This is a genomic window from Curtobacterium sp. MCBD17_003 (assembly GCF_003234885.2).
Lineage (GTDB): Bacteria > Actinomycetota > Actinomycetes > Actinomycetales > Microbacteriaceae > Curtobacterium.
Genome location: NZ_CP126275.1, coordinates 3,164,607 through 3,177,305, shown reverse-complemented (window position 1 = coordinate 3,177,305; position 12,699 = coordinate 3,164,607). Strand labels below are relative to the sequence as shown.

The following is a 12,699-nucleotide window of genomic DNA, read 5'->3' as shown; positions in this document are numbered from 1 at the left end:
GCGGACGGGTAGCGATGGACCCGGCGCGGGAGGGGCCTCCCGGCCGACCGCTGCGGCACCGCCGCAGCCCGACGAGCTGGAGGAACCATGCGCGCACTCACCTGGCAGGGGACCGAGAAGGTCTCGGTCGAGACCGTCCCCGATCCCACGATCCAGGAGCCCACCGACGCGATCATCCGGATCACGTCGACGGCGATCTGCGGGTCCGACCTCCACCTGTACCGCGTGCTCGGGCCGTACATCGACAAGGGCGACGTGCTCGGCCACGAGCCCATGGGGATCGTCGAGGAGGTCGGTTCGGGCGTGACGAACCTCGCTCCGGGTGACCGCGTCGTGATCCCGTTCAACATCTCGTGCGGGCACTGCTGGATGTGCACGCACGGGCTGCAGTCGCAGTGCGAGACGACGCAGGTGAAGCAGTACGGCAGCGGTGCCGCGCTGTTCGGCTACACGAAGATGTACGGCCAGGTGCCGGGTGGGCAGGCGGAGTACCTCCGGGTGCCGCACGCCGACTACGGGCCGATCAAGGTCCCCGCGACCGGCCCCGACGACCAGTACCTGTTCCTCAGCGACATCCTCCCGACCGCGTGGCAGGGCGTGGCGTACGCCGACGTGCCCGAGGGCGGGACGCTCGCGGTGCTCGGGCTCGGCCCCGTCGGGCAGTTCGCGGCCCGGATCGGCAAGCACCTCGGGTACCGCGTGCTCGCCGTCGAGCCGGAGCTCGTCCGCCGCGAGATGGCGGCGAAGTACGGTGTCGAGACGTTCGACATGTCGGACGACGTGGTGGAGCACCTCGTGGATCTCACCGACGGACGCGGGCCGGACGGCGTCGTCGACGCCGTCGGTATGGAGGCCCACGGTGACGCCGTCGCCGGGTTCGCCCAGCGGGCGGCCGGGCTGCTGCCCGACAAGCTCGCGCAGAAGGCCATCGAGACCGCGGGCGTCGACCGGCTCGTCGCGGTGCACGCGGCGATCGACCTGGTCCGGCGCGGCGGCACGGTCTCGCTCAGCGGTGTCTACGGCGGAACGGCCGACCCGATGCCGATGATGACGCTGTTCGACAAGCAGATCACGGTCCGTGAGGGACAGTGCAACGTCCGCCGCTGGCTCGACGACCTCATGCCGCTCGTCGAGGACCCGTCCGACCCGTTGGGCACGCTCGACCTGACGACGCACCGCGTGTCCCTCGAGGACGCCCCGCACATGTACGAGGTGTTCCAGAAGAAGGAGGACGGCTGCGTCAAGGTCGTCCTGACCCCCGGCGCTCCGGCATGACCCGCGTCGCCGTCGTCGGCGCCACCGGCAACGTCGGCACGGCGCTGCTGCGCCGCCTGCAGGCCGAGGAGGCCGTGACCGGCATCGTCGGCATCGCCCGACGGATCCCGGACCGGTCGGCCGACCCGTACGCCGGGGTCGAGTGGCACAGCGTCGACGTCGGCGCCGACGGTGCCGTGGCGGCCCTGACGCCGCTCCTCGAGCACGTCGACGCCGTCGTCCACCTGGCTTGGGCGCTGCAGCCGACGCACGACATCCCGACGCAGTACCGCGTCAACGTCGAGGGGACGGCCGCCGTGCTCGAAGCGGCCGCCGCCGCGGGCGTGGGGCAGGTCGTCGTGGCGTCGTCGGTCGGCACCTACCGGGCTGCGGACAAGCGGCTGCGCGTGGACGAGTCCTGGCCGGTCGACGGCATGGCCACGGCGACGTACAGCATCCACAAGGCGCTCAACGAGGCGGCCCTCGACGAGTTCGCCGACACCCACCCCGACATCGTGGTCACCCGCCTGCGCCCGGGGTTGGTCTTCCAGCAGCCGGCGGCAGCGGAGATCCGGGGACTGTTCCTCGGGCACCTCGTCCCCATGCGCGTCGTCCGCGCGGCCCGGTGGGCGGTGCTCCCGCTCCCGGGACCGTTCGTGTTCCAGGCGGTGCATGCCGACGACCTCGCCGACGCGTACTGGCGGACGATGGACCAGCGGGCGGCCGGCGCGTTCAACATCGCCGCCGGGCCGGTGCTCACGCCACCGCGGCTCGCCGCGGTGCTCGGCATGCGTCGCGCCGTCCGGATCCCGCTCCGACTGCTCCGCGCCGTCGTCACCCTGACATGGCACCTGCGGATCCAGCCGACCGACGCCGGCTGGATCGACATCGCGGCGAACGTGCCGATCATGCGGACCGACAAGGCGCGCGAGGAACTGGGGTGGGAGCCACAGCACACGGCGGTCGAGGCCTTCGCCGACCTCGTCGAGGGATTCCGGCAGGGCTCGTCCGTGCCCGCGTCGGGGCCGCTCCGCGGCTGAGGGACAGCGCGGGTGCCGCGACCGGTGACGCCTGGGAGGGGCTGTCCCCCGTTCCCAGGAGCCATGACGCACCGGGTGTGGTGCGAGCACACTGTGGGCCGGACGACGCACACCGCGTCCGACCCGGGACGGCCCGGACGGGCCCCGAGGAGGAACCCATGAGCAACGCCGATGACGGCCGCCAGACGACACCGGCGGTCCCACTCACCAACCCGAACGACGGCGAGCACGTCCCCGAGCACCGGGCGCCGGTGGACGACCGGGGTCCCGCCGACGACGGGGCCGACCTGCGCGACCGTGCCGTGGCGCACGAGGACCGCGACCGTGCCGTGGCCCATGAGGACCGCGACCGTGCCGTGGCGCACGACGACCGCGACCGTGCCGTGGCGCACGAGGACCGGGACCGTGCGCCCTTGACCCGGCAAGAGGTCGTCGGACGCCAGAAGGAGGAGTTCGGCGGCTTCAAGTTCGGATCGGCCTTCTTCGGGTGGCTCACCGCGATGGGCACGGCCGTCATCCTCACGGCGATCCTCGGTGCGATCGGCGCCGGACTCGGCCTCGGCATCACCGGCGGGAACGCGAACCAGGTCGGCAAGGCCGCCACGTCGAACGCCGGCACCGTCGGACTCATCGGCGCCATCGCGCTCGCCGTGATCCTGTTCGTCGCCTACTACTGCGGCGGGTACGTCGCCGGGCGCATGGCACGGTTCGACGGCGTCAAGCAGGGCCTCGCCGTCTGGTTCTGGGCCGTCGCCATCGCGATCGTCGCCGCGATCGTGGTCGCGATCGCCGGGACGCAGGCGAACTTCCTCCAGCAGGTGAACGCGTTCCCGCGGATCCCCGTGGACGAGGGCAGCCTCACCGTCACCGGGATCATCACCGTCGTGGTCGCCCTCGTCCTCAGCCTGGTCGGCGCGATCGTCGGCGGTCTCGCCGGGATGCACTACCACCGCAAGGTCGACCGCGTCGGGCTGGAGCGCCCCGTCGACTGACCGGTGACCGGCTGCGATGATCGGGGCATGCCCGAGCACCGCACCCGGCCGCCCCGACACGAGGACGTCGCCCCCGTCGAGCTCGAGCCCGGCGGGGGCGACGTCCTGCTCCCCGGCGATCTCCTCGAGGGGCGGGACATCCGTGACCTCGACGTCGTGGACCGTGCCCTGACCGGACTCGTCGTCGAGGAGTGTCGCATCGGCACGCTGCGAGCCGGCGACGCGGACCTCGGCATGCTGCGTGTCCGGGACACCGTGGTGGACGTGCTCGACGCGCCCGTGTTCCGCACGCCACGGTCCACCTGGCGGTCCGTCGTGATCCGGTCCGGCCGGATCGGGTCGGCAGAGTGGTACGACTCGACGTTCGACGACGTCCGCGTCATCGGCGCCAAGCTCGGGTTCGTCAACCTGCGTGCCGCGACCCTCCGTGACGTCACGTTCGAGGACTGCACGATCGAGGAACTCGACCTCGGCGGCGTCGTGGCCGACCGCGTCGCGTTCCCGGGCTGTCGGATCCACGAGCTCTCCGCAGCGGGGTCCCGCCTCCGGGACGTCGACCTCCGAGGCGCCGACGTCGCGGTCGTCGCGGATGCGGCGGCGCTCCGCGGTGCGACCGTGTCCGAGGTTCAGTCCGCGTTGCTGGCGACCTCGTTCGCTCGCGCCCTCGGGGTCGTCGTGGACTGACCCGAGCGCCCCTGCCCGCTGCCCACGTGCTCGTACCGGCTGGCGACGCGGTCCGCGCCGGTGAGCCCGGCCTCCCGGATCGCGCTGGCGGAACGACCCGCTGCCCGCAGGAGCGCGTCGGCCGACGCGCCCATCGTCGCGAAGCGGTCCAGGGTCCCGACGGCCGCGCTCGCGGCGAAACCCTCGTGGTCGCCGAGCGCGGTCGTGACCTCGCGCACGCCCGCGAACTGCGCGACGAGCATGCGGGCCTCGAACGGCACGTCGATGCACGCCGGGAGCTGCCCGAGGGCGATCGCGCGGGTCAGGGCGTTCCGGCAGCGCCCGACCCAGCCGAGGTAGGGCGGGGGCATCCGTGTCGGGATGAGCGGCGCCTCACGTTGCAGGCGCATGGCCGCCCGCGCGATCACGTTCGACTCCTCCTGGATCGCGACGTGGACCGTCGACCGCGCCAGTTCGTCGAGGGGTGCGTCGAGGTCGACCGGGGCCGCGGCGAACACGCCGTTCTCGTACGCGATCGCGAACAGGTCGTCGACCAGGTCGGTCTTCGACGCGAAGTGGTAGCTCACGAGGCTCTTCGCGACGTCGGCGCGGGCGGCGACGGATGCGTACGAGGTGGCCTCGTACCCCCGTTCCTCGAACTCGGCGGCCGCCGCGAGCAGGATCGTCCACCGGGTGCGGCGTCGCTGGTCCTCGCGGATGCCCATGGGCAGAACGGTAGCGCGGCGACGGCCGCCGCGGCAGGGTCCCCCGAACTGGGTGGGCGCTCGGACGGGATCATCCCCACGGAGGATTGCCCTGGACGACCGTCCTGTGGAATCCTTCCAGGACACGCAGCGGCTCGACCCGAGAGCTGCGGGACCGCGTGGACGTACCAGTGGGGGGACGCCCACGGCGGTCGTGGTGCCCCGCCCCGCGCGCGCCGTCCGAGTGTTCGGTACGCGCGGGGACGGGTGTCGAGCGCGCCGGGTGAACCGTGGGGTGACGCCCCCGTCCTCGGGACGCGCGATGCGTGGCGGAGCCGCGCCGGGCCTCCCGGTCGTGACGGAGCATCGCTGCCGTGCGTCGTGCTGTGGATCCCTCCGGGCACGTCGGCGCCGCGCCGTTCCGTCCGGACATCGAGGGGTTCCGGGGCATCGCGGTCGCACTCGTCGTCGCGGCCCACGTGCTGGATCGACCGGTCGGCGGGTTCGTCGGGGTCGACGTGTTCTTCGTCGTCTCCGGGTTCGTCATCACGACGGGGTTGCTCCGGGAGGCCCGTGCGACCGGCACGGTCGACCTCGCCGCGTTCGCGCTCCGGCGGGCACGGCGCGTGCTGCCGGCCGCGGCGCTCACCGTGCTCGTCACGGTCGCCCTGGCCTGGGCCGTCGACCACCTGGCGCGGGCGAGCGCGGTCACGTGGGACGGCGTCGCCTCGATGCTCATGGTCCAGAACTGGCATCTCATCCGCGCCGCCACGGACTACTTCGGGGACAGCGGGGCGGCCTCGCCGCTGCAGCACTTCTGGTCTCTCGCGGTCGAGGAGCAGTTCTACGTGTTCTGGCCGTGGGTCGTCGTCGGCGCGGTCGCCCTCGGACGCCGCCGGTCCCGGCGTCCCGGCGCCCTCGCCGATCGCGGCACCAGCGAGCGGATCGTCCACCGAGTGCTGTCGATCGCACTCGGGGTGGGCTGCGCCGTGTCGTTCGCGATCGCCTGCTGGGAGACCCGGGCGAAGCCCGAGTGGTCGTACTTCTCGTTCGAGTCACGCGCCTGGGAACTCGGTGTGGGAGCCGCCGCGGCGGTGGCCGAGCCGCGCGTCGCCGCTCGGCTCGGTGTCGGCGCGGCGAGCGTGGTGACCGCGGCGGGGCTGGCCGCCGTGCTCCTGGCCGGGGCCGTCGACACCCCCAGCATGCCGTTCCCCGGACCAGCCGCCGCGCTCCCGGTCCTCGGCGCCGCGGGGGTGGTCCTCTGCGGCGCGACCGCAGCGCCGCGGGTGCTCGCGGCGCTCACCAACCCGGTCAGCCGAGCGGTCGGCCGTTGGTCCTACGCGCTCTACCTCTGGCACCTGCCGGTGTGGTCGTTCCTGCACGCCGTCGCACCACGCAGCCGAGCCGTCGTGCCCACGGTCGCCCTCGGGATCGCCCTGGTGCTCGCCGTCCTCACCGTCCGGTTCGTCGAGCGGCCCTTCCGGTACGGGCGCACACGCCCCGGCCCCCGTCCCGGCACGCCCGGGAGGCCCGTGCGCGCCCAGCCGGGTCGGCTGCGGACCACCCGTGGCACGCTCGTCGTCGCACTCGCCTCCGCGCTCGTGCTCGCGCTGTCGGCCGCGCAGTTCGTCGCGCCGGGGCGCCTGACGGGCGTGGACGACCTGCCGGACCCGGGCCCGCAGCACGTGGCGTCCTTCCGATCCGCGACCGCGCTGCAGCGGGCGGTGCGCGCGGCGGTCGACGACGGCGCGTGGGGCGCGACCGTCCCCGACCTGGACCAGGTGAGTGCGGCGGCCGCGGCGGCTCGACGGCTGCAGGCCGACGGCTGTCTCAACGACCCCGTCGCGACGACGCCGAGCACGCTGACCGCTGCGGCGACCCGCTGCACGTTCTCCGACGGTCGCGCTGCGCGGACCCTGGTGGTGGTCGGCGACTCGATCGCCATCAGCTGGCTGCCGGGCATCGTCGACGCCGTCCGCGGTCGGGGCTGGCGTGTCGTCGGGATCGGCCTGGAGAGCTGCCCGGCATCGATCGTGACGACCACCGACGCGGGCCGCCGCCCCGCCTTCGCGACCTCGTGCGACGCCGCCCGGGAGGCCGCGCTCGCCGAGGTCCATCGGCTCCGGCCCGACCTGGTGGTCGCGTCCTCCGCCGCCGGCGGGTACGACCGGCAGCCCGCCGCCGCCCGCGGTCGTGTGTGGAGCGACGGCACGCGCCTCCTCGCCCGGCGCCTGACGGGCGACGGCGCCCGCGTCGTCCTGCTCGGGTCGCCACCGGAGGGGACGCCCGTCAGCGCCTGCGCGGTCCGGGTCGCCGGCCCGGGGACCTGCCTGTCGACGCCACCGGCGACGTGGGCACCGAAGCGAGCGGCCGAGCGACGCGCGCTGGCGGACGTGCCGCGGGCCTCCTTCGTGGACACCGCCTCGTGGTTCTGCGATCGTGCGATGCGCTGCCCGGCGGCCGTCGGCGGGATCGTCGTGCGCGCCGACGGCGGGCACCTGACCGTGGCCTACTCCGTCGCCCTGGCGCGCGTGCTCCGTGCTGCGCTGATGCAGCAGAGCGGATGACGCCCGGACCGGCGGGGCGGTCAGGGAGCAGGGATACCGTCACGTGGAGCGGCATGAAAGCCTTTCACGTCCAGCGCTGCCGAAGGGTGACGTTCTCACCCACGGCCGGAGGTCGGCATGGCACGTCTCCCGTTCAGCACGAATCCCTCGCACGTCCTCGATCGGTCCGAGACCAGGAGCGGCGCGGCGACGGACGGGCGAGCGCGATGAAGCACCTCGTCCGCGGGCCGGTGTTCATCCTCGTGGCCGACGCCGTTGCTCGCACCGTGTGCGACTACGCCGATGCACTCGCTCGGAACGCCCGCACCGATCGCGTCGACGTCCCCACGTTCGACCGATGCGGCTGTGGGACGACCACGAGCGTGCACGTGGCGTCTGGCCGTCCGCTGCTCGTCCTCGACGCGGACGACGACGAACTCGGCGACGACCTCGACGGCCCCTTCGCGGCAGACACGAGAGCGTTCGTCGCGGACATCACCGCCAGGACCGCAGCCCTGGCGGGCGGAGGGACGAGTTCACGTTGACCTGACCGTCGGGGGCGGGACCATGACGGCGAGGAGCGTGTCGGAGGGACGTCATGCTGCCGTCCGGCCGCGCGTCGGTCTCACCGTGGCCAGGCGCCCGGCCAGGTACATCAGGGCGCTGATGGCGGTGACGAAGAACCCGACGGGCCAATCGGTCACGTACGCGAGCGAGATCGCTCCCCACACCGCTGCGACCGCGAGCGCGGCCGACAGCGGGATCGCGGTCGCCGGCCGTCTGGTGACGAAGCGCGCGGCCGCGGGCGGTCCGACGAGGAGCGCGAACATCAGGAGCGCCCCGACGATGGGCACGCTCATCGTGGTCGCGCAGGCGAGGATGAGGCCGAACAGGATCGACATCGCCTGCGGTGAGACGCCGCGCGACGGCGCGGTGTCCGGCAGTGTCGATGCGAGGAGCAACGGCCGGTAGACGACGCCCAGGGTGATGAGGCAGACCGCCCCGAGGATGATCATGGGCGTGATCTCGAGGCTCGAGACACCGAGGATCTGGCCGAACAGGAGCGCGAACACCTCGGCGGAGTACTCGGTGGATCGGCTGAGGAACAGCGCTCCGAGGCCGAGCATCGAGACGAGGGTGAGCGCGGTGACCACGTCACTGCGGGCGCGCCGCCCGAGCGCCGAGATCATGAACGCGCCGCCGGCTGCGAACACGCCGAGTCCGATCAGTGGGTCGACGCCGATGAGCACGGCTCCTGCCGCTCCGGCGAATGCACCGTGGGGTACGGCGTGGGCGAGGAACGAGTTTCCTCGGAGGACGACGAAGAAGCCGACGATGCCGGCGATGAGGGCGACGATCGTCCCGGCGAGCCAGGCGTTGAGCATGAACGGTGCGAACATCAGGGCAGCACCTCCTCGGTGTCCTGCGCGCGGGACGAGCCGCGAACTGACCCGACGCGCGCCGGTTTCCACATCCGATGACGTCGCACTGCCACTCCGACGCGGATCGCGAGGTAGACGACGAGGATGATGGCGACGATGCAGAAGCTGACGGGCCAGTTGCCGTCGTGGCCCGCCCAGGAGTAGCTCTCGAAGGAGACGAAGCACCCCGCCCAGGTGCTGAGGACCGCGAGAGCGGCCGACACGAGGACCGCGGTCCCGAAGCGTCGGGTCAGCAGCAGCGCCGTCGCGGCGGGACCGATGAGGAGCGCGGTCGACAGGATGGCGCCGATCGTCAGTGACGACAGCTCCACCGCGAGGGCGAGCGCGACGAGGAACACGATGCCGGTGATGCGAACGGGGACACCGCGTGCTGCTGCCAGGCCGTGATCGAGCGATTCCATGAGCAGCCACCGGTACGTCGCCGCGACGAGGGCGAGGGCGACGACGCTGAGTCCGACCACGAGCGGGATGACGTCATGAGCGATGACGAAGAGGGATCCGAACAGCACGGACACGGCTGCGTTGCTCGAGCCGCCGATGGTGGTGCTCCAGTACAGGAACAGTGCCGTCAGACCGAGTCCGAAGCCGAAGACGATGCCGGTCGAGACGTCGCGACCCTGCAGACGACGGACGCCGATGAGCTCCATGAGCAGTGCTGCGAGGACGCCGGCACCGATGAACCCCCACACCTGGCTGATGCCGATGAGGAACGCGCCGGATCCGCCGACGGCTCCGAGGTCGGCGAGCGCGTGTCCCGCGAACGACTGGCCGCGCACGATCGTGAACACGCCGACGATCCCGGTGACCAGGGCGACGAAACCACCGACCACCAGTGCGGTGTGGATGGTGGGGCTGCCGAGGAATCCGCCGATCACGGAGGCGGGGGTCATGCGGGGGTTCCGTTCGGTCTCGACACCGACTCGAGGCCAGGGGACGCGAGGTCAGATGCGGGATCCCGGTCGTCCGCGAGCACCATCACCCGGCCTTCGGCCTCGATCACCCGGATCGGCCGACCGTACAGGCGCGAGAGGACGTCGCTCCGGACGACGGATCCGGGGTCGCCGGTGACGGCGCGGCCGTTCGCCAGGTACACCACGCGGTCCATCACCGGCATGAGGACGTTGATGTCGTGCGCGGTCATCACGATCGCGACGTCGCGATCACGGCGGAGCGTGTCCAGGAGACGGACGATGTCGTGGGCGCTGGCCGGATCGAGGTTCGCCAGGGGTTCGTCGAGGAGCAGCAGCGCCGGCTCGCTGATGAGTGCGTGCGCGAGGAGCACGCGCTGCTGCTGGCCTCCGGAGAGCTGTCCGATCCGCTGGTCGGCGAACGCGGCTGCGCCGACGGCGTGGAGGACCACGGTCACGCGTTCCTGCACCGCGCGACGACGGATCGGGAGGCCCAACCGCCCGCCGTCGAGACCGAGTGCGACGACGTCGCGTGCCCTGAGAGGCGTGTCGGGGTCGAGCGCGACCTTCTGGGGGAGGTACCCGATGCCGTGCGTGCTCGCCTTGCGTTCGGGTCGGCGCACGGCACCGTGGGTGGGTCGGAGGATGCCGAGCAGGACGCGCAGCAGCGTGGTCTTCCCCGCGCCGTTCGCGCCGATGAGTCCGACGAACTCACCGGGCTGCACGTCGAGGTCGACCCCGTCGAGGACGAGGGCCCCCGACATCACGACGCGGACGTCCCGGGCGGAGAGGACCCCGCCCGGGACGTCGCTGTCGGTCCGACCGGTCACAGCTTCTCGGTGGACGTGCCGCTGGTGAGCGCCTTCTGCAGCGCGGTCAACTCGGCTTCCATCCACTTCTGGTAGTGGTAGCCCGTCGGCATCGTCTCGTACACGCCGACGACGGGGATCCCGTTGTCGTGAGCGAGGGACAGGTAGTGCGAGGTGATCGAGTCGGTGACCTGCTGGTTGTAGAGGAACGCCTTGACGTGCTTGCCGGTGAACAGCGCGTCCTGCGCCGCCGAGTTCTGTGGGCTCGGGTCGGTGTCGTTCATGATCGCTGCCTGCAGGGACCAGGGTGTCTCGACGTCGACTCCGGCGGCCTGCAGCGCGTAGTCCGCGACGGGCTCCGTCACGGCGACGGGGGCGTTGGCGTGGGTCTGCTTGAACGACGCGAGCTGGTTCGTCCACGTCTCGAGCGACCGGTTGAACGTCGTCAGGTTGTCCTGGAAGTACTGCTTGTGCGAGGGCTGCAGCGCTCCGAGGTCGGCGGCGATGCGCTTGGCGACCGCCGGCATCGTCTTCGGGTCGTACCAGAGGTGCGGATTCCGCGTGCTGTCGGGAAGGCCGAGCACGTCCTGCGCGACGATGACCTTCCGGCTCGAGTTCGGCGACGCCTTGGCGAGCTTGGTCATGAAGTCGTCGTACCCGAGCCCGTTCTGGACGAGGATCTGGGCCGAGCTGAGCTCCTTCGCCACGCTCGCGCTGGCCTCGAAGGTGTGCGGGTCGGTGTTCGGGTTGCTCATGATCGCCTTGGCCGAGACGTACTTGCCCCCGATCTGTGCGGCGACGTCCGAGTACTCGTTCTCCGCGCCGACGACGACGATCTTGCCGTCGCTCCCCCCGCTCGCCGACTGCGAGCACCCGGTGAGAGCACCGGTCACGGCCAGGGCCGCGACGCCGAGCGCCGCCAATCTCTTGATGCGCACTGACATCCATCCAATCCAGGGACCGCGTCCCACCCGCGCGCTCTGTTGAGAACGCTTATCGATAGGTGCAGACTACGGCACGTTGGAGCGTGTTGGTAACGGGAGTCGTTCCCGATTGTTCCACGGACGGATGGTGTCGGTTGGTGTCGACGGAGTGGGCCGGGGATCGACCGCGCGGCCACCGGTATCGCGCGAGCGTCCTCGCCGCACTGGTCGAACATGATGCGCCGGCGTCGGCACAGTCCGTGTTCGCGCGGATCCGTGCGCGTGGGGTACGGATCGGACTCTCGACGGTCTACCGGGAGCTCCACGCCCTGGCGCGTGAGCGAGCGCTGACCGAGGCGTACGTCGGCGGCGAGGTCCTGTACCGGCTCCCCGACCGGGACCTCCTGGTGTGCGACACGTGCGGGCGCACGAGCGAGGTCGCGGACCCACGACAGCACCCCGGACCATGCCTCGCGTTCTTCGAGGAGAATGCTGCGCTGACCATCCACGGGAGGTGCAGCGCCTGCTCGGTGCGCGGTTGAGCGAGACGTGCCCCGGCCCGAGGCGCCCTATGCTCCGACGCCGCGTGCGCGGCAGTCGTCGCACACCCCGAAGATGTCGACCACGTGGCGCACGCGGGAGAACCCGTGCTCAGCGGCGACCGTGTCGACCCAGTCCTCGATCGGTGCTTCGATCTCGACGGTGCGACCGCAGCTGACGCAGTACAGGTGATGGTGGTGGGCATCGCCGCAGAACCGGTACAGCTGGACGCCGGGCTCGGCCTGGAGGACGTCCGCCTCGCCGTTCACCGCCATGTCGCTGAGGTTGCGGTACACCGTGGCGAGGCCGACCGAGCTGCCGTCCGCGCGGAGGACCTCGTGCAGGTCCTGCGCGCTGATGAAGGACCGCACGCCTCGCAGCGCGTCGCGGATCGCCGTCTTCTGGGCGGTCTGCCGCTGGGGTTTCTTCCCCACGGGTGCTTCGGTCATGGACGCCTCTCGGGTCTCGGACGCTCGGTGGTGCTGAGGAGGCAGGGTCGCACGTGCAGCTGAACGGGCACTCACGCCGCGGCTTCGCCGACGTGCGTGAGCGCATCGCTGACGATGTGCGCGACGTGCTCGTCCCGGAGTGAGTACACGGCGTTCCGCCCGATGCGCTCGACCTCCACGAGCCCGGCGAGTCGCAGGGTGCGGAGGTGCTGCGAGACCAGCGGTTGCGACAGCTCGGTCTGCGCAGCGAGCGACGACACGTCGCAGGGCGCCTCGATGAGGGCGACCAGCACCCGGAGGCGGGCCGGCGAGGAGAGGGCCTTGAAGAGTTCCGCCGCGATGCTCACTCGATGATCGGTCACCTGGCGATGTAAGCAGATGTGCATACCGACGGGCAACGCCCGGGGGTCCGGCGGGTTGGCCCTACCC

The 12,699-nt window shown here is 71.8% G+C and carries 14 protein-coding genes; 7 read left to right on the top strand and 7 right to left on the bottom strand.

Going from position 1 to position 12,699, the window contains the following annotated elements; genetic code table 11:
- Window positions 1-87 precede the first annotated feature (87 nt).
- From DEI88_RS15080 to DEI88_RS15065, 4 genes are all read left to right on the top strand, one after another.
- A complete protein-coding gene (locus tag DEI88_RS15080) occupies window positions 88-1,275 on the top strand; it encodes a zinc-dependent alcohol dehydrogenase (RefSeq protein ID WP_111010613.1) in 1,188 nt (395 codons plus the stop codon).
- On the top strand, window positions 1,272-2,294 hold the full coding sequence (locus DEI88_RS15075) for an NAD-dependent epimerase/dehydratase family protein (RefSeq protein ID WP_111036240.1): 1,023 nt from the start codon (window positions 1,272-1,274) through the stop codon (window positions 2,292-2,294). The genes DEI88_RS15080 and DEI88_RS15075 overlap by 4 nt, the downstream gene beginning before the upstream one ends.
- A gap of 158 nt (window positions 2,295-2,452) precedes the next feature.
- Window positions 2,453-3,286: a hypothetical protein gene (locus DEI88_RS15070; RefSeq protein ID WP_111036238.1), complete on the top strand. Its 834-nt coding sequence runs from the start codon at window positions 2,453-2,455 to the stop codon at window positions 3,284-3,286.
- A 27-nt stretch (window positions 3,287-3,313) separates the two neighbouring features.
- Window positions 3,314-3,970: a pentapeptide repeat-containing protein gene (locus tag DEI88_RS15065; RefSeq protein WP_111025824.1), complete on the top strand. Its 657-nt coding sequence runs from the start codon at window positions 3,314-3,316 to the stop codon at window positions 3,968-3,970.
- Here the strand turns inward: DEI88_RS15065 and DEI88_RS15060 are convergent.
- Complete coding sequence (locus DEI88_RS15060; protein WP_111025822.1) at window positions 3,913-4,674, bottom strand: TetR family transcriptional regulator; 762 nt, start codon at window positions 4,672-4,674, stop codon at window positions 3,913-3,915. The two genes, DEI88_RS15065 and DEI88_RS15060, sit on opposite strands and share 58 nt — an antisense overlap.
- 353 nt (window positions 4,675-5,027) lie before the next feature.
- Between DEI88_RS15060 and DEI88_RS15055 the strand changes: the two genes are divergently transcribed.
- Both DEI88_RS15055 and DEI88_RS15050 read left to right on the top strand, forming a co-directional pair.
- A complete protein-coding gene (locus DEI88_RS15055; RefSeq protein WP_111071864.1) occupies window positions 5,028-7,220 on the top strand; it encodes an acyltransferase family protein in 2,193 nt (730 codons plus the stop codon).
- A gap of 206 nt (window positions 7,221-7,426) precedes the next feature.
- Entirely contained in the window at window positions 7,427-7,744 is a 318-nt protein-coding gene (locus DEI88_RS15050) for a hypothetical protein (RefSeq protein WP_111036235.1), read from the top strand.
- Window positions 7,745-7,795: 51 nt separating this feature from the next.
- Here the strand turns inward: DEI88_RS15050 and DEI88_RS15045 are convergent, their stop codons facing one another.
- Genes DEI88_RS15045 through DEI88_RS15030 form a run of 4 tightly spaced genes read right to left on the bottom strand, consistent with a single transcriptional unit; the run spans window position 7,796 to window position 11,302 of the window.
- Window positions 7,796-8,599, bottom strand: coding sequence for a metal ABC transporter permease (locus DEI88_RS15045; RefSeq protein ID WP_111025817.1), 804 nt, complete (start codon window positions 8,597-8,599; stop codon window positions 7,796-7,798).
- Window positions 8,599-9,531: a metal ABC transporter permease gene (locus DEI88_RS15040; RefSeq protein ID WP_111025815.1), complete on the bottom strand. Its 933-nt coding sequence runs from the start codon at window positions 9,529-9,531 to the stop codon at window positions 8,599-8,601. The genes DEI88_RS15045 and DEI88_RS15040 overlap by 1 nt, the downstream gene beginning before the upstream one ends.
- Complete coding sequence (locus DEI88_RS15035; protein ID WP_220038140.1) at window positions 9,528-10,379, bottom strand: metal ABC transporter ATP-binding protein; 852 nt, start codon at window positions 10,377-10,379, stop codon at window positions 9,528-9,530. The genes DEI88_RS15040 and DEI88_RS15035 overlap by 4 nt, the downstream gene beginning before the upstream one ends.
- Window positions 10,376-11,302 (bottom strand): metal ABC transporter solute-binding protein, Zn/Mn family, encoded by a 927-nt coding sequence (locus DEI88_RS15030; protein ID WP_220035673.1) that lies wholly within the window; start codon window positions 11,300-11,302, stop codon window positions 10,376-10,378. The genes DEI88_RS15035 and DEI88_RS15030 overlap by 4 nt, the downstream gene beginning before the upstream one ends.
- 59 nt (window positions 11,303-11,361) lie before the next feature.
- On the opposite strand from DEI88_RS15030, the gene DEI88_RS15025 reads away from it, so the two are divergent.
- The gene (locus DEI88_RS15025; RefSeq protein WP_111010622.1) at window positions 11,362-11,823 is read left to right on the top strand and encodes a Fur family transcriptional regulator; all 462 of its coding nucleotides are present in this window, start codon (window positions 11,362-11,364) and stop codon (window positions 11,821-11,823) included.
- 27 nt (window positions 11,824-11,850) lie between these two features.
- Here DEI88_RS15025 and DEI88_RS15020 read toward each other — a convergent pair whose 3' ends face one another.
- Window positions 11,851-12,270: a Fur family transcriptional regulator gene (locus tag DEI88_RS15020; RefSeq protein WP_111010623.1), complete on the bottom strand. Its 420-nt coding sequence runs from the start codon at window positions 12,268-12,270 to the stop codon at window positions 11,851-11,853.
- A gap of 71 nt (window positions 12,271-12,341) precedes the next feature.
- The gene (locus tag DEI88_RS15015; protein ID WP_258368623.1) at window positions 12,342-12,632 is read right to left on the bottom strand and encodes an ArsR/SmtB family transcription factor; all 291 of its coding nucleotides are present in this window, start codon (window positions 12,630-12,632) and stop codon (window positions 12,342-12,344) included.
- Between the last annotated feature and the right edge of the window lie 67 nt (window positions 12,633-12,699).

What these genes read in the sequence shown, in the direction of transcription:
- DEI88_RS15065 (WP_111025824.1), top strand. Translation starts at nt 3,314, where the DNA reads ATGCCCGAGCACCGCACCCGGCCGCCCCGACACGAGGACGTCGCCCCC.
- DEI88_RS15050 (WP_111036235.1), top strand. Translation starts at nt 7,427, where the DNA reads ATGAAGCACCTCGTCCGCGGGCCGGTGTTCATCCTCGTGGCCGACGCC.
- DEI88_RS15080 (WP_111010613.1), top strand. Translation starts at nt 88, where the DNA reads ATGCGCGCACTCACCTGGCAGGGGACCGAGAAGGTCTCGGTCGAGACC.
- DEI88_RS15045 (WP_111025817.1), bottom strand. Translation starts at nt 8,599, where the DNA reads ATGTTCGCACCGTTCATGCTCAACGCCTGGCTCGCCGGGACGATCGTC.
- DEI88_RS15075 (WP_111036240.1), top strand. Translation starts at nt 1,272, where the DNA reads ATGACCCGCGTCGCCGTCGTCGGCGCCACCGGCAACGTCGGCACGGCG.
- DEI88_RS15060 (WP_111025822.1), bottom strand. Translation starts at nt 4,674, where the DNA reads ATGGGCATCCGCGAGGACCAGCGACGCCGCACCCGGTGGACGATCCTG.
- DEI88_RS15020 (WP_111010623.1), bottom strand. Translation starts at nt 12,270, where the DNA reads ATGACCGAAGCACCCGTGGGGAAGAAACCCCAGCGGCAGACCGCCCAG.
- DEI88_RS15070 (WP_111036238.1), top strand. Translation starts at nt 2,453, where the DNA reads ATGAGCAACGCCGATGACGGCCGCCAGACGACACCGGCGGTCCCACTC.
- DEI88_RS15030 (WP_220035673.1), bottom strand. Translation starts at nt 11,302, where the DNA reads ATGTCAGTGCGCATCAAGAGATTGGCGGCGCTCGGCGTCGCGGCCCTG.
- DEI88_RS15040 (WP_111025815.1), bottom strand. Translation starts at nt 9,531, where the DNA reads ATGACCCCCGCCTCCGTGATCGGCGGATTCCTCGGCAGCCCCACCATC.